Below are 20,527 nucleotides of genomic sequence, written 5' to 3'. Positions count from 1 at the left end.
GACTTGATCGACAGCTTGCCGACTGACCTGCGGATTTGAGTGACAAACCCATGCCAAAACGTACAGACATTAAAAGCATCCTGATTCTCGGCGCTGGCCCGATTGTTATCGGCCAGGCGTGTGAATTCGACTACTCCGGCGCCCAGGCCTGCAAGGCTCTGCGCGAGGAAGGCTATCGCGTCATCCTGGTGAACTCTAACCCGGCCACCATCATGACCGACCCGGACATGGCCGACGCGACCTACATCGAGCCGATCAAATGGCAGACTGTTGCCAAGATCATTGAAAAAGAGCGTCCGGACGCTCTTCTGCCGACAATGGGCGGCCAGACTGCTCTGAACTGCGCACTGGATCTGGAGCGTGAAGGCGTTCTGGAGAAGTTCGGCGTAGAAATGATCGGCGCCAATGCCGACACTATCGACAAGGCTGAAGACCGTTCGCGTTTTGACAAGGCGATGAAGTCCATCGGCCTGGATTGCCCGCGCTCCGGTATCGCCCACAGCATGGAAGAGGCCAATGCGGTTCTCGAGAAGCTCGGCTTCCCGTGCATCATTCGTCCTTCCTTCACCATGGGCGGCACCGGTGGCGGTATTGCTTACAACCGTGAAGAGTTCGAAGAAATCTGCGCCCGTGGTCTCGACTTGTCGCCGACCAAAGAACTGCTGATCGACGAGTCCCTGATCGGCTGGAAAGAGTACGAGATGGAGGTTGTCCGCGATAAGAAGGACAACTGCATCATCGTTTGCTCGATCGAAAACTTCGACCCGATGGGCGTGCACACCGGCGACTCGATCACCGTTGCTCCGGCACAGACACTGACGGACAAGGAATACCAGATCATGCGTAACGCCTCGCTGGCGGTACTGCGTGAGATCGGCGTTGAGACCGGTGGCTCCAACGTTCAGTTCGGCATTTGCCCGGACACTGGCCGTATGGTTGTGATCGAGATGAACCCGCGTGTTTCGCGTTCTTCGGCGCTGGCTTCGAAAGCCACCGGTTTTCCGATTGCGCGTATCGCTGCCAAGCTGGCGATCGGTTACACCCTGGATGAGTTGCAGAACGAAATCACCGGCGGCGCTACTCCGGCGTCCTTCGAGCCGTCCATCGACTACGTTGTGACCAAGCTGCCGCGCTTTGCTTTCGAAAAATTCCCTAAGGCCGATGCGCGCCTCACGACTCAGATGAAGTCGGTTGGTGAAGTTATGGCCATTGGCCGGACTTTCCAGGAATCCTTGCAAAAAGCCCTTCGCGGTCTGGAAGTGGGTGTAAGCGGCCTTGATCCAAAGCTCGACCTGAGCAACCCGGAAAGCATGGCAGTGCTCAAGCGCGAGCTGACAGTGCCTGGCGCCGAGCGTATCTGGTACGTGGCGGATGCATTCCGCGCCGGCATGACCGTAGAAGATATCTTCGGCATGAACATGATTGACCCTTGGTTCCTGGTACAGATCGAAGATCTGATCAAGGACGAAGAGAAAATCAAGACCATGGCCCTGTCTTCAATTGACCGCGATGCGATGTATCGCCTCAAGCGCAAGGGCTTCTCTGACGCACGTCTGGCTGTACTGCTGGGTGTGACCGAGAAAAACCTGCGTCGCCATCGTCACAAGCTGGAAGTGTTCCCGGTTTACAAGCGCGTTGACACCTGCGCCGCCGAGTTTGCTACCGACACGGCTTACATGTACTCGACCTACGAGGAAGAGTGTGAGGCCAACCCTTCGGATCGTGACAAGATCATGATCCTGGGTGGCGGTCCGAACCGTATTGGCCAGGGTATCGAGTTCGACTACTGCTGCGTTCACGCTGCACTGGCGTTGCGTGCCGATGGTTACGAAACGATCATGGTCAACTGCAACCCGGAAACTGTTTCCACTGACTACGACACCTCTGATCGCCTGTATTTCGAGTCCGTGACTCTGGAAGACGTGCTGGAAATCGTACGTGTCGAGAAGCCAAAAGGCGTGATCGTGCAGTACGGCGGCCAGACCCCGTTGAAGCTGGCTCGTGCACTGGAAGAAGCAGGCGTGCCGATCATTGGTACCAGCCCTGACGCTATCGATCGTGCTGAAGACCGTGAGCGCTTCCAGCAAATGGTTGAGCGTCTGAATCTGCGTCAGCCGCCAAACGCCACTGTGCGCAGCGAAGATGAAGCTATTCGTGCAGCAACCAAGATTGGTTACCCGCTGGTGGTTCGTCCTTCCTACGTGTTGGGCGGCCGGGCGATGGAAATCGTTTACGAAGAAGACGAGCTCAAGCGTTACCTGCGTGATGCGGTGAAAGTGTCCAACGACAGCCCGGTGCTGCTGGATCACTTCCTGAACTGTGCCATCGAAATGGACGTGGACGCCGTCTGTGACGGTACTGACGTAGTGATCGGCGCGATCATGCAGCACATTGAGCAGGCTGGTGTTCACTCCGGTGACTCCGCATGCTCGTTGCCACCGTACTCGTTGCCGCTGCATATCCAGGACGAGATGCGCGAACAGGTCAAGAAGATGGCTCTGGAGTTGGGCGTTGTCGGCCTGATGAACGTGCAGCTTGCTCTGCAGGGCGAAGATATCTACGTGATCGAAGTGAACCCGCGTGCTTCGCGTACTGTTCCTTTCGTATCCAAGTGCATCGGTGTTTCCCTGGCGATGATCGCGGCGCGCGTGATGGCTGGTAAAACCCTGAAGGAAATCGGTTTCACTAAAGAAATCATTCCTAACTTCTACAGCGTAAAAGAAGCGGTCTTCCCGTTCGCCAAATTCCCGGGTGTTGACCCGATCCTCGGCCCGGAAATGAAGTCCACCGGCGAAGTGATGGGCGTTGGCGATACCTTCGGTGAAGCTTTTGCCAAAGCTCAAATGGGTGCCAGCGAAGTGCTACCTACCGGTGGTACTGCGTTCATCAGCGTACGTGACGATGACAAACCTTTGGTGGCGGGTGTTGCACGTGATCTGATCAGCCTGGGTTTTGAGATTGTTTCGACCGTTGGCACTGCCAAGTTCATTGAGGCTGCGGGTCTGAAAGTGCGCCGCGTGAACAAGGTGACCGAAGGTCGTCCACACGTTGTCGATATGATCAAAAATGATGAAGTCAGCCTGATCATCAACACGACCGAAGGTCGTCAGTCGATTGCTGACTCTTACTCCATTCGCCGCAACGCTCTGCAGCACAAGATCTACTGCACCACGACTATTGCTGCTGGCGAAGCGATCTGTGAAGCGCTCAAGTTCGGTCCTGAAAAAACCGTACGCAGCTTGCAGGATCTACACGCAGGATTGAAGGCATGATCAAATACCCAATGACGGTTCAGGGTCATAAAGCCCTGGAAGAAGAGCTTGCGCACCTGACCAAGGTTGTTCGGCCAAAGCTGAGCAAGGAAATTGGTACAGCGCGCGAGCTGGGCGACCTCAAAGAAAACGCTGAATACCATGCCGCTCGTGAGCTGCAGGGTATGTCTGAGGCCCGTATTCGTGACATCGAAGGCCGTCTGCAGAACGCAGTGGTTATTGATGTGGTGGCTATTCCTCATACCGGCAAGGTGATTTTCGGCACGACGGTCGAGATCGCGAACGTTGAAACTGACGAGCGCGTGACGTATCAGATCGTTGGTGAGGATGAGGCTGATTTCAAACTCGGAAAAATCTCCGTAGGTTCGCCACTTGCTCGCGCCTTGATTGCCAAGGAAGAAGGTGATGTGGTTGCGGTGAAAACACCGGGCGGCGTCATTGAGTACGAGATCGTCGAAGTACGTCACATCTGAGAAAAGGCGCCCGCTTCGTGCGGGCGCACTGCGTTGGCGGCTGGCCCGGATGTCCGGGTCGGCGGTTGCGCATGTTGTAATCAGATTTTTTTACCGGTGCCGGGCGATACGCGTTGGCGCCGTCGTTGATCGATACATCGAGCATGGTTGTGGCTGGAATTCGGCAAGTGCTGCTTGATGTTGTCTGCTGGCGGGATTTATTGCGTGGGGTGGAACTGGCTGCCTGATGCGTTGCGCGGGCAGTTATCGCTATTGATCAGGCAAGAGTGTCAGGGTGCGCAGAGCGCACCCTTGACCCTTGTCGGCATCACTTGAAACGATGGATGTTCGACAGTTGCTTGTTAACGTTGACGTTCTTGCGGTAAAGAAGCGCCATTTTGCCGATAACCTGTACCAACTCCGCTTTGCCGGCCTTGCACAACTCTGCAATGGCCTCCAGGCGGGATTCGCGATCCAGGATGTTGACTTTGATTTTAATCAGCTCGTGATCGCCCAATGCGCGTTCGAGTTCGGCTAAAACACCCTCAGTCAAACCATTATCAGCCACAGTCAATACTGGTTTCAGATGGTGGCCAATGGATTTGTACTGTTTCTTCTGCTCTTGAGTGAGCGGCATAATCTGACCCCTGTGTCTGATCTTGTAAAAAGCGGCGGCCAGTTTACCCGAGCGAGTCCGGGACCGCCCAGTTAATCACGACCCGTTTATTTTTTGAGGTGGCCCGTGGCCCGTTCCAAGACTAGCCTTAACTGGCTGAAAGAGCATTTCAACGATCCATACGTCAAAATGGCGCAAAAAGATGGGTATCGTTCGCGTGCGAGCTACAAGTTGCTCGAGATTCAAGAGCGGGACCGGATTATCCGTCCCGGCATGACCGTTATTGATCTGGGGGCCGCCCCGGGTGGCTGGTCGCAGGTTACCAGTCGTCTGATCGGTGGTCAGGGGCGACTGATCGCTTCTGACATCCTTGAGATGGACAGCATTCCTGATGTGACCTTCATTCAGGGTGACTTCACCGAAGATCATGTGCTCGCTCAGATTCTTGAGGCAGTCGGAAATACGCAGGTAGACCTTGTGATTTCAGATATGGCCCCCAATATGAGTGGATTGGCAGCCGTTGACATGCCGCGTGCGATGTTCCTCTGCGAACTGGCTCTGGATCTTGCCGGACGTGTATTGCGACCGGGTGGTGACTTCTTGATCAAGGTCTTCCAGGGTGAAGGCTTCGATGAGTACCATAAAGACATTCGAAAGCTGTTCGACAAGGTGCAGATGCGCAAGCCGTCTTCTTCGAGAGATAGATCCCGCGAGCAGTATTTGTTGGGGCGCGGCTTCCGTGGCATCTCTGGTTCAGCCAGTGATGAGCGTTTATGACAAGGGCGATAGGTTTTTTTGTATCGCTTTACAGATCGTGCATAAAGAATATTGTGTAGTCAAAGTTTCACAAAGGGTTACAGACGGAGCCTGCAAGGGTTGTAGGCAATGTAGTAAGTTATGCCGGTGAATATCATGCGAAGCACGCTTCAGTAGCGGGGCTTGCTTCAGAGGGTAGCTAATTGAACGATATGGCAAAGAATCTGATCCTGTGGTTGATCATCGCAGCTGTCTTGGTGACAGTGATGAACAACTTCTCCAGTCCAAACGAGCCACAAACCCTCAACTATTCCGACTTCATCCAGCAAGTTAAGGATGGCAAGGTCGAACGCGTTGCCGTGGATGGCTACGTGATTACCGGCAAGCGCAGTGATGGCGATTCCTTCAAAACCATCCGTCCGGCTATTCAGGACAATGGTTTGATCGGTGATCTGGTTGATAACCATGTGACCGTTGAGGGCAAGCTGCCTGAGCAGCAAAGCATCTGGACTCAATTGCTCGTAGCGAGCTTCCCGATTCTCGTGATCATTGCTGTCTTCATGTTCTTCATGCGTCAGATGCAGGGCGGTGCCGGCGGTAAAGGCGGGCCGATGAGCTTTGGCAAGAGCAAGGCGCGGCTGCTATCGGAAGACCAAGTCAAAACGACCCTGGCTGATGTGGCCGGCTGTGATGAAGCGAAGGAAGAAGTGGGTGAGCTGGTTGAGTTCCTCCGCGATCCTGGCAAGTTTCAGCGTCTGGGCGGTCGAATCCCTCGTGGTGTGCTGATGGTTGGCCCGCCGGGGACCGGTAAAACTTTGATCGCCAAGGCGATTGCTGGTGAAGCCAAGGTTCCGTTTTTTACGATTTCCGGTTCGGACTTCGTTGAAATGTTCGTGGGTGTTGGTGCCAGCCGTGTTCGTGACATGTTTGAGCAGGCTAAAAAGCACGCGCCGTGCATTATCTTCATTGATGAAATTGATGCTGTGGGTCGTCACCGTGGTAACGGTATGGGTGGCGGTCATGATGAGCGTGAGCAGACCCTTAACCAGTTGCTGGTTGAGATGGACGGCTTTGAGATGAATGACGGCATCATTGTGATTGCCGCCACTAACCGCCCGGACGTGCTGGACCCTGCGCTCCTGCGTCCAGGTCGTTTTGACCGTCAGGTCGTGGTTGGTTTGCCGGATATTCGTGGTCGCGAGCAGATTCTCAAGGTCCACATGCGCAAAGTGCCGATGGGTGATGATGTCCAGCCGGGCGTTATTGCACGTGGTACTCCGGGTTTTTCGGGTGCTGACCTGGCCAACCTGGTGAACGAAGCTTCCTTGTTTGCCGCGCGCACCGGTAAGCGTGTTGTGGAAATGAAAGAGTTTGAACTGGCCAAAGACAAAATCATGATGGGCGCAGAGCGCAAATCGATGGTCATGTCGGACAAGGAAAAGCGCAATACTGCTTATCACGAAGCAGGTCATGCAATTGTCGGTCGCGTTGTTCCAGAGCATGACCCGGTTTACAAAGTGTCGATCATTCCTCGTGGTCGAGCATTGGGCGTAACCATGTTCCTGCCAGAAGAGGATCGTTACAGCCTGTCCAAGCGTGCTCTGATCAGTCAGATCTGCTCGCTATATGGCGGCCGTATTGCCGAGGAGATGACCTTGGGCTTTGACGGCGTGACTACTGGTGCGTCCAACGACATCATGCGTGCGAGCCAGATTGCCCGGAACATGGTCACCAAATGGGGCCTGTCCGAGAAATTGGGTCCTTTGATGTATGCCGAAGACGAAGAGTCGTATCTGGGGCGTGGCGGTGGTCAGAGCTCGAGCGTTTCGGGCGAGACAGCCAAGCTGATCGACTCCGAAGTGCGCAGCATCATTGATCAGTGCTATGGCACTGCCAAGCAGATCCTGACAGATAATCGTGACAAGCTGGAAGCTATGGCTGACGCCTTGATGAAGTACGAGACGATCGATGCCGATCAGATCGACGACATTATGGCTGGTCGTCCGCCACGCGAACCGCGTGACTGGGAAGGTGGTGGTTCGGGTACTCCGACGGCTCCAACTCTGGACAAGACCGAACGCCCAGAAACACCTATCGGCGGTCCTGCTGCTGATCAATAAGGCTTGAAATGACTTCTGTTCAGTCCTCAACCCGGTTGCCTTGCGGCAACCGGGTTCTTGATTTGGCCCATCCGCACGTGATGGGTATTCTCAATGTCACCCCTGATTCCTTTTCTGATGGCGGTCGCTTCGCTGCGGTTGATGCGGCCTTGCGCCATGCGAAGGCTATGGTTCTGGCGGGTGCAACTCTGATTGATGTCGGAGGTGAGTCTACTCGCCCTGGCGCTCCTGTTGTTTCCTCACAAGAAGAGCTTGATCGGGTGGCGCCTGTTGTCGAGCGCATCAGTCGTGAACTTGATGTCATTATCTCGGTCGATACATCCGCGCCAATCGTCATGACTGAGGTTGCGCGTCTTGGTGCTGGCCTGATTAATGATGTTCGTTCATTGCGCCGCGAAGGTGCCTTGCAGGCTGCTGCAGCTACAGGTCTGCCGGTATGCCTGATGCATATGCTCGGAGAACCCGGGGATATGCAGGATAATCCGCATTACGCTGATCTGGTTGGTGAGGTCTCAGCATTTCTTGCCGAACGAATGGCTCAATGCGCAGTTGCCGGGATTCCAGCTGAGCGCATCGTGCTTGATCCGGGATTTGGCTTCGCAAAAACACTTCAGCACAATCTGAGTTTGTTTAAGCACATGGAGGCCCTGTATGCGCTGGGTCGACCATTGTTGGTAGGTGTTTCGCGTAAAAGCATGATAGGGCAGACGTTGAATCGGCCGGTTGCGGAGCGCCTCTATGGCAGTTTGGCTCTGGCAGCGCTTGCCGTGACCAAGGGTGCGCGAATATTGCGTGTCCATGACGTTGCCGAAACAGTTGATGTGGTACGGATGATCGCAGCGGTAGAGTCCGCCGACTAAGAATGATGGAGCACTTATGACGAAGAAATATTTTGGCACCGACGGTATTCGTGGTCGGGTCGGCGTTTATCCCATTACCCCTGACTTTATGCTCAAGCTGGGTTGGGCGGCGGGTATGGCGTTTCGCAGCAAAGGTGCTTGCCGCATCCTGGTAGGCAAGGACACCCGCATTTCCGGCTATATGTTTGAGTCTGCGCTAGAGGCCGGTCTTTCCGCGGCTGGTGCCGATGTGATGCTGTTGGGGCCAATGCCTACTCCAGCCATTGCTTATCTGACGCGTACCTTCCATGCGGAGGCGGGCATCGTGATCAGTGCTTCGCACAATCCCCATGACGATAACGGTATCAAGTTTTTCTCGGGGGATGGCACCAAGTTGCCTGATGATGTCGAGTTGATGATTGAGGAGTTGCTGGATGCTCCGATGACAGTCGTTGAATCGGACAAGCTGGGAAAGGTGTCGCGTATCAATGATGCGCCGGGTCGCTATATCGAATTCTGCAAGAGCAGTGTGCCGAGCAGTACCAACTTCAGTGACCTCAAAATTGTTATCGACTGCGCCCATGGTGCGACTTACAAGGTTGCGCCAAGTGTTTTCAAGGAACTGGGCGCGCAGGTCACTGTATTGTCGGCTCAGCCTAATGGTTTGAACATCAATCATGATTGCGGCTCGACCCATATGGGGCAGTTGCAGGCTGCAGTCCTGGCTGAGGGTGCGGACCTGGGTATCGCGTTTGATGGCGATGGCGATCGGGTTTTGATGGTCGATCACACAGGTGCGATTGTTGATGGCGATGAGTTGCTGTTCATCATTGCTCGCGACTTGCAGGAGCGTGGCAAGTTGCAAGGTGGTGTCGTCGGTACGCTGATGAGTAATCTGGGGCTTGAGTTGGCCCTGGATGATCTGGGCATTCCGTTCGTTCGCGCCAATGTCGGGGATCGCTATGTGATTGCAGGCTTGCAAGAGCGCGACTGGCAGGTTGGCGGAGAGAACTCGGGGCATATCGTGTGCTTCCAGCATACGACCACGGGTGATGCAATCATCGCTGCCCTGCAAGTGCTGCTGGCGTTGCGTCGACGTGGCGATAGTCTGGCCCAGGCGCGTCAGGCTTTGCGTAAATGCCCGCAGGTGCTGGTAAATGTGCGGTTTGGTGGTGGTGTTGATCCTGTCGAGCACCCGGCCGTCAAAGAAGCTTGCGTGCGAGTCACTGAGGCCATGAAAGGACGTGGGCGTGTACTGCTGCGAAAATCGGGAACTGAGCCTCTAGTGCGTGTAATGGTCGAAGGTGACGATGAAAATATGGTTCGCGGCTATGCCGATGAGCTGGCAAAACTAGTAAGTGAAGTTTGTGCCTGAATTCGACTTGCCAGCGCGGATGTGGTTGGGTAACATCTGCGCCCACTTTGACCGACGAGGTAAAGCATGCGTCGCATGATGGTAGCTGGTAACTGGAAGATGCACGGTACCTGCGCCAGCGTCGCTGAGCTGATCGTTGGTCTGCGTGATATGTCCTTGCCTGGCAGTGTTGATGTCGCAGTATTCCCGCCTGATCTGTTCATTGATCGTGTGATCAAAGGCTTACAAGGCGCGCCAATCTCGATTGGTGCTCAGAATACTGCGGTTGAAGCAAAGCAGGGCGCTCTGACCGGAGAGATTTCTTCGGATCAGTTGCAGGATGCTGGTTGCGCATTGGTGCTTGTGGGGCACTCTGAGCGTCGCCTGATTCTGGGTGAGTCAGATGAGACACTCAATCGCAAGTTTGCAGCAGTTCAGGCTTCGGGTCTGACGCCGGTGTTGTGCATAGGGGAAACTCTGGAACAGCGCGAAGCCGGGCAAACGTTGGAAGTGGTAGGGCGTCAGTTGGATGTTGTCATTGACGCATTTGGTATTGAAGCTTTTGCAAATGCAGTGATTGCATATGAGCCGGTCTGGGCCATTGGTACCGGGCTGACTGCATCACCGCAGCAAGCGCAAGATGTGCATGCGGCCATTCGCGCACAGTTGGCGCAAAAGAATTCTGAGGTCGCACAAGGTGTGCGGCTTCTATACGGCGGCAGCGTGAAGGCGGCCAATGCGGTCGAACTGTTCAGCATGCCGGATATCGATGGGGGACTCATTGGCGGGGCTTCCCTGAATGCAGATGAGTTCGGTGCGATTATTCGTGCCGCAGGAAACTGAAAATGCTGGATAACGTCGTAACTGTTTTTCATCTGCTGACAGCATTGGGTGTAATTGCCCTGGTTTTGCTGCAACAGGGTAAGGGAGCGGATGCTGGAGCTTCTTTTGGCGCAGGTGCATCAAATACTGTGTTCGGAAGCCAAGGTTCCTCTACCTTTCTTAGTAAGTTTACTGCTATACTTGCCGCAGGTTTTTTCATAACCAGCTTGGGGTTAGGTTACTTTGCTAAAGAGAAAGCTGAACAGCTGACTCAAGTAGGTTTGCCAAATCCAGCGGTTCTGGAAGTTCCAGTGCAAAAGCCGGCTTCAGATGATGTTCCGGTGCTTCAAGAGCAAAAGTCGGCAACTCCTGCGACTGACGTACCTCCAGCTCAAGAGCAAAAGTAAAACGGGTTTCATGATGTAACTGTAGTATTGCCGAGGTGGTGGAATTGGTAGACACGCAACCTTGAGGTGGTTGTGCCCATAGGGTGTAGGGGTTCGAGTCCCCTTCTCGGTACCAATTATCAAGAATGCCCGCAGTAGCGGGCTTTCTTGTATGTGGAAGGTTGGATTGACCCTGAAAAGGATCAACCGTATACTTCCGCTCCAGCTTTGTCGCGGGATGGAGCAGTCTGGTAGCTCGTCGGGCTCATAACCCGAAGGTCGTCGGTTCAAATCCGGCTCCCGCAACCAGTTTTAGCGGAGCCCCTTATTAGGGGCTTTTTGTTAACTGGACACTTTATAGCGTCGGTATTCAACGACGTTTCAGAGATGGGCGCTTCGCCCATTTTTTCATTTTGCACAGCATGCACAAACATGCACTAGGGGGTTCAAGTGTCGAGCAAGCTAGAAGAGTTGCAGGCCTTGCTGGCCCCGGTGATCGTGGCCCTTGGCTATGAATGCTGGGGTATTGAATTTTCGGCTCAAGGCCGCCATTCAATGTTGCGTGTGTATATCGACAAGGAAGGCGGCGTATTGGTGGATGACTGCGCAATTGTCAGTCGTCAGATCAGTGGCGTTCTGGATGTCGAAGATCCTATCGCTGTTGAATACACCCTTGAAGTTTCTTCTCCTGGCATGGAACGCCCGCTGTTCACTCTTGAACAGTTCGCTAAATATGTCGGTGAGCAAGTGAAGATCAAGCTGCGCTCGCCTTTTGAAGGGCGACGTAACTTTCAGGGCCTTCTGCGCGGCGTAGAGGAGCAGGACATCGTGGTGCAAGTTGAAGACCACGAATTCCTGTTGCCGATCGATATGATCGACAAGGCCAACATTATTCCCAGTTTTGACTGAGACGCGGATCCCGCGGATCCAATGGCTTGCGAAAGGCGAGGCGTACGATGAGCAAAGAAGTACTGCTGGTTGTTGAGTCGGTGTCCAATGAAAAGGGCGTACCGGCAAACGTTATTTTTGAAGCGCTGGAGCTGGCTCTGGCCACCGCTACTAAAAAGCGTTTTGAAGACGAAGTCGATCTGCGTGTGGAAATCAACCGCCACACCGGTAACTATGAGACTTTCCGTCGCTGGACTGTGGTCGAAGACGAAGATCTGGATGATCCAGCAATCGAGTTGGCTGTAGACCAGGCCCAGGCGAAACAGCCAGGCGCTGTAGCTGGCGATATTATCGAAGAAAAAATCGATTCTATCGAATTCGGTCGGATTGCTGCACAAACTGCCAAACAGGTAATTGTGCAGAAAGTCCGCGAAGCCGAGCGTGCTCAAGTAGTCGATGCCTATCGTGAGCGTCTGGGCGAAATCATTTCTGGCACTGTTAAAAAGGTGACACGTGACAATGTGATCGTCGACCTGGGTAACAACGCAGAAGCGTTGCTGGCTCGTGAAGACATCATCTCGCGTGAAACTTTCCGTGTTGGCGTACGCCTTCGCGCACTGCTGAAAGAAATTCGTACCGAGAACCGCGGTCCTCAACTGATCCTGTCGCGTACCGCGCCTGAGATGTTGATCGAGCTGTTCCGTATTGAAGTTCCAGAAATCTCCGAAGGCCTGATCGAAGTGATGGCGGCCTCCCGTGATCCTGGATCTCGCGCTAAAATAGCCGTTCGCTCCAAAGATAAACGCATTGATCCGCAAGGTGCCTGTATTGGTATGCGCGGTTCGCGCGTCCAGGCAGTGTCCGGCGAATTGGGCGGAGAGCGAGTGGATATCGTCCTTTGGGATGACAACCCGGCGCAGTTCGTGATCAACGCAATGTCGCCTGCAGAAGTAGCGGCGATTATCGTCGACGAAGATGCCCATGCAATGGACATCGCCGTTGGCGCAGACAATCTGGCCCAGGCGATTGGTCGCGGTGGTCAGAACGTACGTTTGGCCAGCCAGTTGACCGGCTGGACCTTGAACGTGATGACCGAATCGGACATCCAGGCTAAGCAGCAAGCAGAAACCGGCGACATCCTGCGCAATTTCATCGAAGAGCTGGAAGTTGATGAAGATCTGGCGCAGGTACTGGTAGATGAAGGCTTTACTAGCCTGGAAGAGATTGCCTACGTACCGGTGGAGGAAATGCTCAACATCGATGGCTTTGACGAAGATACCGTCAACGAGCTTCGCGCTCGAGCCAAGGATCGTTTGTTGACTAAAGCCATCGCTACTGAGGAAAAGCTGGCAGACGCCCATCCGGCCGAAGACCTGCTCTCGCTTGAGGGTATGGACAAGGATTTGGCGATGGAACTGGCGGTGCGCGGCGTAATTACCCGCGAAGACCTGGCCGAGCAGTCTATTGACGACCTGCTCGACATCGACGGCATTGACTCTGATCGTGCCGGCAAGTTGATCATGGCCGCCCGAGCCCATTGGTTCGAGTAATTAGGCGCGGCCTGAGGAGAGAAATGCATGACGCAAGTCACGGTGAAACAACTGGCCGATGAGGTCAAAACACCGGTTGAGCGCCTGTTGCAGCAGATGCGTGAGGCAGGTCTGCCGCACAACGCCGCCGAGCAGAATGTGACCGACAGTGAGAAGCAGGCTCTGCTGACTCACCTGAAAAGCAGCCACAAGGCTAAAGTGGAAGAACCGCGCAAGATCACTTTGCAGCGCAAAACCACCAGTACCCTGCGTGTTGCTGGCAGCAAAAGTATTAGTGTTGAAGTACGCAAGAAGAAAGTCTTCGTACAACGCAGCCCGGAAGAAATCGAAGCCGAGCGCAAGCGTGAGATGGATGAGCGTCGTGCAGTAGAAAATGCCGCACGTCAGAAGGCTGATGAAGAATCCAAGCGTCGCGCCGAAGAAGACGCGCGCCGTCAGCCTGCATCTACATCTGCTCCAGCAGCAGCTCCGGCTGTCGCGGCTCCTGCACCTGTGCAGGCAGCAGTGGCTGCCGCACCAGCGCCGGCCGCTGATGCACGCAAACGTGATGAACAGCGTCGCCCGGACAAACCACGCGCTGACGATAACAATCGTCGCGGCAGTGGTGACGGCGATCGCAAGAACGCACCGCATCGCGCATCGGTTAAAGAAAAAGCACCGACTCCACGTGTTGCTCCGCGTTCTTCCGATGAAGAAAGCGATAGCTTCCGTCGCGGTGGACGTGGCAAAGGTAAGCTCAAGAAGCGTAACGCTCACGGTTTCCAGAGCCCAACCGGCCCTGTAGTTCGTGACGTGCAGATTGGCGAGACCATCACTGTCGGCGATTTGGCTGCACAGATGTCGGTCAAGGCTGCTGAAGTCATCAAGTTCATGTTCAAGCTGGGAACTCCGGCGACCATCAACCAGGTACTTGATCAGGAAACTGCTCAGCTGGTTGCTGAAGAGCTGGGCCACAAAGTGACTCTGGTAAGCGACAACGCCCTGGAAGATTCCCTGGCCGAGTCCCTGAAGTTCGAAGGCGAGTCGTTCTCCCGTGCACCGGTTGTGACCGTAATGGGCCACGTTGACCACGGTAAAACGTCCCTGCTCGACTACATCCGTCGTGCCAAAGTAGCTGCTGGCGAAGCCGGTGGTATTACTCAGCACATCGGTGCATACCACGTTGAAACCGAGCGCGGCATGGTCACGTTCCTCGATACCCCGGGTCACGCTGCGTTTACCGCAATGCGTGCTCGTGGTGCCAAGGCGACTGACATCGTGATTCTGGTTGTTGCTGCAGACGACGGCGTAATGCCGCAGACCATCGAAGCTGTTCAGCATGCGAAAGCTGCTGGCGTGCCGCTGGTTGTTGCAGTGAACAAAATCGACAAGCCGGGCGCTGATCTTGATCGCATCCGCAGCGAGTTGTCCGTTCACGGCGTAACGTCGGAAGAGTGGGGTGGTGACACTCCGTTTGTTTCGGTTTCGGCGAAAATGGGTACCGGCGTTGACGAGTTGCTCGAAGCCGTATTGCTGCAAGCTGAAGTCCTGGAACTCAAGGCAACTCCATCGGCTCCTGGCCGTGGCGTAGTCGTTGAGTCCCGTCTGGACAAAGGCCGCGGTCCGGTTGCTACTGTTCTGGTTCAAGACGGTACCCTGCGCCAAGGCGACATGGTTCTGGTCGGTTCCAACTACGGCCGCATCCGCGCCATGCTCGACGAGAACGGCAAGTCCATCAAGGAAGCCGGTCCATCCATCCCTGTCGAGATTCTCGGCCTGGACGGAACGCCAGATGCTGGCGACGAGATGAGCGTTATGACTGACGAGAAGAAGGCGCGTGAAGTTGCCCTGTTCCGTCAAGGCAAGTTCCGCGAAGTGAAGCTGGCTCGTGCTCACGCAGGCAAGCTGGAAAACATCTTCGAGAACATGGGCCAGGAAGAGAAGAAGACGCTTAACATCGTCCTCAAATCTGACGTCCGTGGTTCGTTGGAAGCTCTGCAGGGCGCTCTGAGCGGCCTGGGTAACGACGAAGTGCAAGTGCGCGTAGTGGGCGGCGGTGTCGGTGGTATCACCGAGAGCGACGCTAACCTGGCACTGGCATCCAACGCTGTACTGTTCGGCTTTAACGTGCGTGCTGATGCCGGCGCTCGCAAGATCGTCGAGCAAGAAGGCCTGGACATGCGTTACTACAACGTCATCTACGACATCATCGAAGACGTCAAGAAAGCCCTTACCGGCATGCTTGGCAGTGACGTCCGGGAGAACATCCTGGGTATCGCTGAAGTCCGCGACGTGTTCCGTTCGCCTAAGTTCGGTGCTATCGCAGGCTGTATGGTGCTGGAAGGTGTTGTTCACCGTAACCGTCCAATCCGCGTACTGCGTGACGACATCGTTATCTTCGAAGGCGAGCTGGAATCCCTGCGCCGCTTCAAGGATGACGCTGCCGAAGTGCGTGCCGGCATGGAATGCGGTATCGGCGTCAAGAGCTACAACGACGTTAAAGTCGGTGACAAGATCGAAGTGTTCGAGAAGGTCCAGGTTGCTCGCAGCCTCTAAATCGCGAGCCTCAAGAGCGAGGACGGGCCAGCGCATGCAAATGTGTTGCGCCCGGCCTGGACTCTAAACGCAACGCCCGGTCCGGCTTCTGTCTGGCCGGGCGTTTGCCGCTTTCAGACCGCATGGGTTTCCCATGGGTGAGTAACAGGTAACAAGACATGGCAAAAGAATATAGCCGTACCCAACGTATTGGCGATCAGATGCAGCGTGAGCTGGCACAGCTGATCCGTCGTGAAGTCAAAGATCCACGCGTGGGTCTGGTTACAATTACTGCTGTTGAAGTCAGCCGTGACGTCGGTCACGCCAAGATCTTCATCACCGTAATGGGCCAGGACAATGCTCAAGACATCGCTCAGACCGTTAAGGTGCTGAACTCGGCAGCGGGTTTCCTGCGCATGCAACTGGCGCGTGAAATGAAGCTACGCAGCGTACCCCAGCTGCACTTCCACTACGATGAAAGTGTCGTGCGTGGCGCTCACCTGTCCGCCTTGATTGAGCGTGCAGTGGCTGAGGACAATCAGCACCCTGAAGCCACTGCTCCTGAAGACACCAAGGAGTAACCGGTGGCTCAGGTCAAGCGTATCCGTCGTAACGTCAGCGGCATCATCCTGCTCGACAAACCGCTTGGATTCACCTCCAATGCGGCCTTGCAGAAAGTCCGTTGGCTGCTCAATGCCGAGAAGGCAGGGCACACCGGTAGCCTCGATCCATTGGCCAGTGGCGTATTGCCGCTGTGCTTTGGCGAAGCCACCAAGTTTTCGCAATACCTGCTCGATTCCGACAAGGGTTATGAAACCCTGATGCAATTGGGCAAGACCACGACTACAGCGGATGCAGAAGGTGATGTTTTGCTGACGCGTCCGGTGACCGTTGGTCGCGCCGATATTGAAGCTGTTTTGCCCAAATTTCGTGGACAAATCAGTCAGATACCGCCGATGTACTCTGCACTCAAACGTGACGGCCAGCCGCTTTACAAGCTGGCTCGTGCAGGCGAAGTGGTGGAGCGTGAACCGCGTTCTGTTACTATTACCCGCCTCGAATTACTGGCCAGCGAAGGCGACACTGCGCGCTTGTCCGTCGACTGCACCAAAGGCACTTATATCCGTACCCTCGTGGAAGATATTGGTGAGCAACTGGGTTGCGGGGCATACGTTGCAGAGCTTCGTCGTACGCACGCCGGACCTTTCAGCTTGGCCCAGACGGTTACGCTGGAAGAGTTGGAAGCAGTACACGCCGAAGGCGGAAACGAAGCAGTTGATCGCTTCCTGATGCCATCGGACAGCGGTTTGCTGGACTGGCCGTTGCTGCACTTCTCGGAGCACAGCGCATTCTATTGGCTAAACGGCCAACCAGTACGCGCTCCGGATGCCCCAAAGTTCGGCATGGTGCGGGTACAAGATCACAACGGTCGCTTTATCGGTATCGGTGAAGTGAGCGAAGACGGGCGCATCGCGCCGCGTCGACTGATTCGGTCAGAATGACCGGAGCAGGCCGGTTCGGAATGTAACTGTCCCGGGCCGTACTGGAACGAGGGTGGCTGTTATTAGGCACGGTCACATCTCATTTTTTAATACGAGGATTTGTCCTCGGCCTATTGGATCTGTCTTGTTCGCAAGCAGACCCTAATGAAAGGAAATGCCTCATGGCACTGACAATCGAACACAAAGCAGAAATCGTAGCTGACTACCAGCAAGCTCCAGGTGATACAGGTTCTCCAGAAGTGCAGGTTGCACTGCTGACCTTTAACATCAACACGCTGCAAGGTCACTTCAAAGAAAACAAAAAAGATCACCACTCCCGTCGTGGTCTGATCCGCATGGTAAACCAGCGTCGCAAGCTGCTGGACTACCTCAAAGGCAAGAACGTTGAGCGTTACAAAACGCTGATCGCTCGCCTGGGTCTGCGTCGCTAATAGCGATGTTGCTAGAGGCTGGTTGTCTGTCGTACGTGTGCGGGTTCACCGCAGGCGTACGACAGGCTTCCAGCCTCAAGTTTTATCTGGACTAGCCGGATCCTTACGAAAGCAGTGCATTGCGCCGGTTTTCGTAAGCATCTTGAGTCGGGTCAACATCCGACATTGCGCAAGCATTTCGCAAGAAACCCGTTCCCCAAGAGCCACAAAGAGAAGGTAGGACACCGTGAACCCGGTTATCAAAAAATTCCAGTTCGGTCAGTCGACCGTCACCCTCGAGACTGGCCGTATCGCCCGTCAGGCCTCCGGCGCAGTATTGGTCACCGTTGACGACGACGTCAGCGTGTTGGTGACTGTTGTCGGTTCCAAGCAAGCTGATCCAGGCAAGGGCTTCTTCCCTCTGTCTGTTCACTACCAAGAAAAAACCTACGCCGCGGGTAAAATCCCGGGCGGTTTCTTCAAGCGTGAAGGTCGCCCTTCCGAAAAAGAAACCCTGACTTCGCGTCTGATCGACCGTCCGATCCGTCCGCTGTTCCCAGAAGGCTTCATGAACGAAGTGCAGGTTGTCTGCACCGTTCTGTCCACCAGCAAGAAAACCGATCCGGACGTCGCTGCGATGATCGGTACCTCGGCTGCGCTGGCCATCTCCGGCATCCCTTTTGATGGTCCGATCGGTGCTGCCCGCGTTGCTTACCACGAAAGCACCGGCTACCTGCTGAACCCGACTTACGAGCAACTGGCCGCTTCCAGCCTGGACATGGTTGTTGCCGGTACTTCGGAAGCTGTGTTGATGGTTGAATCGGAAGCCAAAGAGCTGACCGAAGACCAGATGCTGGGCGCGGTATTGTTTGCCCACGACGAATTCCAGGTCGTTATCCAGGCTGTTAAAGAGCTGGCTGCCGAAGCTGCAAAACCAACCTGGGACTGGGCTGCTGCTCCAGAAGCTACCGAACTGTTGGCCGCTATCCGCGTCGAGTTCGGCGAAGCGATCTCCCAGGCTTACACACTGACCGTCAAGCACGAGCGTTATGCACGTCTGGGCGAGCTGAAAGACCAGGTTGTTGCCAAGCTGTCCGGTGAAGAAGGCCAGCCGACTTCTGCTGAAGTCAAAGCTGCATTCGGCGAAATCGAATACCGCACCGTTCGCGAAAACATCGTTAACGGCAAGCCGCGTATCGATGGCCGCGACACCAAAACCGTCCGTCCTCTGAACATCGAAGTCGGCGTTCTGCCAAAAACCCACGGTTCGGCTCTGTTCACCCGTGGCGAAACTCAGGCTCTGGTCGTTGCAACTCTGGGTACTGCCCGTGACGCACAACTGCTGGACACCCTGGAAGGCGAGAAGAAAGACCCGTTCATGCTGCACTACAACTTCCCTCCGTTCTCGGTAGGTGAGTGTGGTCGTATGGGTGGTGCCGGTCGTCGCGAAATCGGTCACGGCCGTTTGGCCCGTCGTTCGGTTCAGGCCATGCTGCCTGCTGCTGATGTGTTCCCGTACACCATCCGTGTTGTATCGGAAATCACCGAGTCCAACGGTTCCAGCTCCATGGCTTCGGTCTGCGGCGCTTCCCTGGCACTGATGGACGCTGGTGTGCCGATGAAAGCACCGGTAGCCGGTATCGCCATGGGTCTGGTTAAAGAAGGCGAGAAGTTCGCAGTTCTGACCGACATCCTGGGTGACGAAGATCACCTGGGCGACATGGACTTCAAAGTAGCCGGTACCGCTAAAGGTGTTACCGCGCTGCAGATGGACATCAAGATCAAAGGCATCACCGAAGAAATCATGGAGATCGCACTGGGCCAGGCCCTGGACGCTCGCCTGAACATCTTGGGTCAGATGAACCAGATCATTGCCGTATCGCGTAATGAATTGTCGGCCAACGCTCCGACCATGATTGCGATGAAAATCGACACCGACAAAATCCGTGATGTTATCGGTAAAGGCGGCGCGACCATCCGTGCAATCTGTGAAGAAACCAAGGCTTCGATCGATATCGAAGACGACGGTTCGATCAAGATCTTCGGTGAAACCAAGGAAGCTGCAGAAGCGGCGCGTCAGCGCGTTCTGGGCATCACTGCAGAAGCCGAGATCGGCAAGATCTACACCGGTAAGGTTGAGCGTATCGTCGACTTCGGCGCATTCGTAAACATCCTGCCAGGCAAAGACGGCCTGGTTCACATCTCCATGCTGAGCGACGCTCGTGTTGAGAAAGTGACTGACATTCTTAAAGAAGGTCAGGAAGTGGAAGTACTGGTACTGGACGTGGACAACCGCGGCCGTATCAAGCTCTCCATCAAGGACGTAGCAGCAGCCAAGGCTTCGGAAGCTTAATAGCCGTCGAAACCCGCGTTGAAAAAAGGATCCTTCGGGATCCTTTTTTTATGCCTGCCAGAAAGTGACCGGTTCAAGGCCAATGGCTATTAGTAAAAAGCCGCAACTTGCATGCAGTTTGACGGGCAGTCATGCAAACTGCACGATCCATGGCATTTGCATTGTTTATAAGTTGTTGATTTATAAGGATTTTTAAATTCAAAAAAGTTGGCATAAGCCCTGCAATAGTACAGGTAACCCTGCAGCCATAAGATGGCGCAGATTTTAAAGAAGACAGGAGTTACTCGTATGAAGAAGTTTGCTATCGCTGCTGCAACTGCTACCGCTCTGACCCTGACCATGGCCAACGCGGCATTTGCTGCTCAATCGACTGCACAGACCCCTATGGTTGTCGCTGCTGGCGAAATGACTAAAGCCAAAGAAGCTACTTCTGACACCTGGATCACTACCAAAGTTAAATCTGATCTGCTGACTGAAAAAGGCATCCCAGGTACTGACATCAAAGTAGAAACCAACAAGGGTGTGGTTTCGCTATCCTCGACTGTAGCGGTAACCGACGCGCAGAAAGCTACGGCAGTCGCGATTGCCAAGAAAGTTAAAGGTGTTCAGGCAGTTTCGGCCGATGGCCTGAAAGCTGAGTAAGACATCCCAATTCGTTGAACCGGGGGAAGGCCGGAGCAGGTGATTGAAACA

At 54.8% G+C, this 20,527-nt stretch carries 17 protein-coding genes and 2 tRNA genes; 18 read left to right on the top strand and 1 reads right to left on the bottom strand.

Going from position 1 to position 20,527, the window contains the following annotated elements; all coding sequences use genetic code 11:
* Positions 1 to 50 precede the first annotated feature (50 nt).
* Positions 51 to 3,272, top strand: coding sequence for a carbamoyl-phosphate synthase large subunit (gene carB, locus AOC04_RS16845; protein ID WP_060695322.1), 3,222 nt, complete (start codon positions 51 to 53; stop codon positions 3,270 to 3,272).
* On the top strand, positions 3,269 to 3,745 hold the full coding sequence (greA, locus tag AOC04_RS16840; RefSeq protein ID WP_060695320.1) for a transcription elongation factor GreA: 477 nt from the start codon (positions 3,269 to 3,271) through the stop codon (positions 3,743 to 3,745). Before carB ends, greA begins: the two co-directional genes overlap by 4 nt.
* Before the next feature lie 307 nt (positions 3,746 to 4,052).
* Here the strand turns inward: greA and yhbY are convergent, their stop codons facing one another.
* A complete protein-coding gene (gene yhbY / locus AOC04_RS16835; protein ID WP_003439595.1) occupies positions 4,053 to 4,361 on the bottom strand; it encodes a ribosome assembly RNA-binding protein YhbY in 309 nt (102 codons plus the stop codon).
* A gap of 105 nt (positions 4,362 to 4,466) precedes the next feature.
* Between yhbY and rlmE the strand changes: the two genes are divergently transcribed.
* The 16 genes from rlmE (at position 4,467) to AOC04_RS16755 (ending at position 20,476) form a co-directional block, all read left to right on the top strand.
* Positions 4,467 to 5,117, top strand: a complete 651-nt coding sequence (gene rlmE, locus AOC04_RS16830) for a 23S rRNA (uridine(2552)-2'-O)-methyltransferase RlmE (RefSeq protein ID WP_060695318.1) — start codon at positions 4,467 to 4,469, stop codon at positions 5,115 to 5,117.
* 191 nt (positions 5,118 to 5,308) lie between these two features.
* Positions 5,309 to 7,216 carry an ATP-dependent zinc metalloprotease FtsH gene (ftsH, locus tag AOC04_RS16825; RefSeq protein ID WP_003439601.1) on the top strand — a complete coding sequence of 636 codons (1,908 nt, stop codon included), beginning with the start codon at positions 5,309 to 5,311 and terminating at the stop codon, positions 7,214 to 7,216.
* An 8-nt stretch (positions 7,217 to 7,224) separates the two neighbouring features.
* A complete protein-coding gene (gene folP, locus AOC04_RS16820) occupies positions 7,225 to 8,076 on the top strand; it encodes a dihydropteroate synthase (protein WP_060695316.1) in 852 nt (283 codons plus the stop codon).
* 16 nt (positions 8,077 to 8,092) lie between these two features.
* Complete coding sequence (gene glmM / locus AOC04_RS16815) at positions 8,093 to 9,430, top strand: phosphoglucosamine mutase (RefSeq protein ID WP_060695314.1); 1,338 nt, start codon at positions 8,093 to 8,095, stop codon at positions 9,428 to 9,430.
* A 66-nt stretch (positions 9,431 to 9,496) separates the two neighbouring features.
* Positions 9,497 to 10,252 carry a triose-phosphate isomerase gene (gene tpiA / locus AOC04_RS16810; protein ID WP_060695312.1) on the top strand — a complete coding sequence of 252 codons (756 nt, stop codon included), beginning with the start codon at positions 9,497 to 9,499 and terminating at the stop codon, positions 10,250 to 10,252.
* A gap of 2 nt (positions 10,253 to 10,254) precedes the next feature.
* On the top strand, positions 10,255 to 10,638 hold the full coding sequence (gene secG, locus AOC04_RS16805; RefSeq protein WP_003439612.1) for a preprotein translocase subunit SecG: 384 nt from the start codon (positions 10,255 to 10,257) through the stop codon (positions 10,636 to 10,638).
* 29 nt (positions 10,639 to 10,667) lie between these two features.
* A tRNA-Leu gene (locus AOC04_RS16800) sits at positions 10,668 to 10,753 on the top strand.
* A 96-nt stretch (positions 10,754 to 10,849) separates the two neighbouring features.
* Positions 10,850 to 10,926: transfer RNA gene (locus tag AOC04_RS16795), tRNA-Met, on the top strand.
* Between the two features lie 141 nt (positions 10,927 to 11,067).
* Complete coding sequence (gene rimP, locus AOC04_RS16790; protein WP_003439616.1) at positions 11,068 to 11,526, top strand: ribosome maturation factor RimP; 459 nt, start codon at positions 11,068 to 11,070, stop codon at positions 11,524 to 11,526.
* A 47-nt stretch (positions 11,527 to 11,573) separates the two neighbouring features.
* Positions 11,574 to 13,055, top strand: a complete 1,482-nt coding sequence (gene nusA, locus AOC04_RS16785) for a transcription termination factor NusA (RefSeq protein ID WP_003439619.1) — start codon at positions 11,574 to 11,576, stop codon at positions 13,053 to 13,055.
* Between the two features lie 27 nt (positions 13,056 to 13,082).
* On the top strand, positions 13,083 to 15,590 hold the full coding sequence (gene infB, locus AOC04_RS16780) for a translation initiation factor IF-2 (protein ID WP_060695310.1): 2,508 nt from the start codon (positions 13,083 to 13,085) through the stop codon (positions 15,588 to 15,590).
* A 158-nt stretch (positions 15,591 to 15,748) separates the two neighbouring features.
* Positions 15,749 to 16,150: a 30S ribosome-binding factor RbfA gene (gene rbfA, locus AOC04_RS16775; protein ID WP_060695308.1), complete on the top strand. Its 402-nt coding sequence runs from the start codon at positions 15,749 to 15,751 to the stop codon at positions 16,148 to 16,150.
* Positions 16,151 to 16,153: 3 nt separating this feature from the next.
* Positions 16,154 to 17,071 carry a tRNA pseudouridine(55) synthase TruB gene (gene truB / locus AOC04_RS16770; RefSeq protein WP_003439625.1) on the top strand — a complete coding sequence of 306 codons (918 nt, stop codon included), beginning with the start codon at positions 16,154 to 16,156 and terminating at the stop codon, positions 17,069 to 17,071.
* A gap of 161 nt (positions 17,072 to 17,232) precedes the next feature.
* Positions 17,233 to 17,502 carry a 30S ribosomal protein S15 gene (gene rpsO, locus AOC04_RS16765; protein ID WP_003439639.1) on the top strand — a complete coding sequence of 90 codons (270 nt, stop codon included), beginning with the start codon at positions 17,233 to 17,235 and terminating at the stop codon, positions 17,500 to 17,502.
* Positions 17,503 to 17,728: 226 nt separating this feature from the next.
* Positions 17,729 to 19,834 carry a polyribonucleotide nucleotidyltransferase gene (gene pnp / locus AOC04_RS16760; protein ID WP_060695306.1) on the top strand — a complete coding sequence of 702 codons (2,106 nt, stop codon included), beginning with the start codon at positions 17,729 to 17,731 and terminating at the stop codon, positions 19,832 to 19,834.
* A gap of 288 nt (positions 19,835 to 20,122) precedes the next feature.
* Positions 20,123 to 20,476 carry a BON domain-containing protein gene (locus AOC04_RS16755; protein ID WP_060695305.1) on the top strand — a complete coding sequence of 118 codons (354 nt, stop codon included), beginning with the start codon at positions 20,123 to 20,125 and terminating at the stop codon, positions 20,474 to 20,476.
* Positions 20,477 to 20,527: the final 51 nt, after the last annotated feature.

This window comes from Pseudomonas versuta (genome assembly GCF_001294575.1).
In the GTDB taxonomy this organism is placed as follows: Bacteria; Pseudomonadota; Gammaproteobacteria; order Pseudomonadales; family Pseudomonadaceae; genus Aquipseudomonas; species Aquipseudomonas versuta.
The sequence above is the reverse complement of the archived record's forward strand: the minus strand, read 5'-3'. Positions and strand labels throughout refer to the sequence as shown.

Coding starts and splice junctions, on each gene's coding strand:
- carB (WP_060695322.1), top strand. CDS start 51: ATGCCAAAACGTACAGACATTAAAAGCATCCTGATTCTCGGCGCTGGC.
- greA (WP_060695320.1), top strand. CDS start 3,269: ATGATCAAATACCCAATGACGGTTCAGGGTCATAAAGCCCTGGAAGAA.
- yhbY (WP_003439595.1), bottom strand. CDS start 4,361: ATGCCGCTCACTCAAGAGCAGAAGAAACAGTACAAATCCATTGGCCAC.
- ftsH (WP_003439601.1), top strand. CDS start 5,309: ATGGCAAAGAATCTGATCCTGTGGTTGATCATCGCAGCTGTCTTGGTG.
- folP (WP_060695316.1), top strand. CDS start 7,225: ATGACTTCTGTTCAGTCCTCAACCCGGTTGCCTTGCGGCAACCGGGTT.
- glmM (WP_060695314.1), top strand. CDS start 8,093: ATGACGAAGAAATATTTTGGCACCGACGGTATTCGTGGTCGGGTCGGC.
- tpiA (WP_060695312.1), top strand. CDS start 9,497: ATGCGTCGCATGATGGTAGCTGGTAACTGGAAGATGCACGGTACCTGC.
- secG (WP_003439612.1), top strand. CDS start 10,255: ATGCTGGATAACGTCGTAACTGTTTTTCATCTGCTGACAGCATTGGGT.
- nusA (WP_003439619.1), top strand. CDS start 11,574: ATGAGCAAAGAAGTACTGCTGGTTGTTGAGTCGGTGTCCAATGAAAAG.
- infB (WP_060695310.1), top strand. CDS start 13,083: ATGACGCAAGTCACGGTGAAACAACTGGCCGATGAGGTCAAAACACCG.
- rbfA (WP_060695308.1), top strand. CDS start 15,749: ATGGCAAAAGAATATAGCCGTACCCAACGTATTGGCGATCAGATGCAG.
- rpsO (WP_003439639.1), top strand. CDS start 17,233: ATGGCACTGACAATCGAACACAAAGCAGAAATCGTAGCTGACTACCAG.
- AOC04_RS16755 (WP_060695305.1), top strand. CDS start 20,123: ATGAAGAAGTTTGCTATCGCTGCTGCAACTGCTACCGCTCTGACCCTG.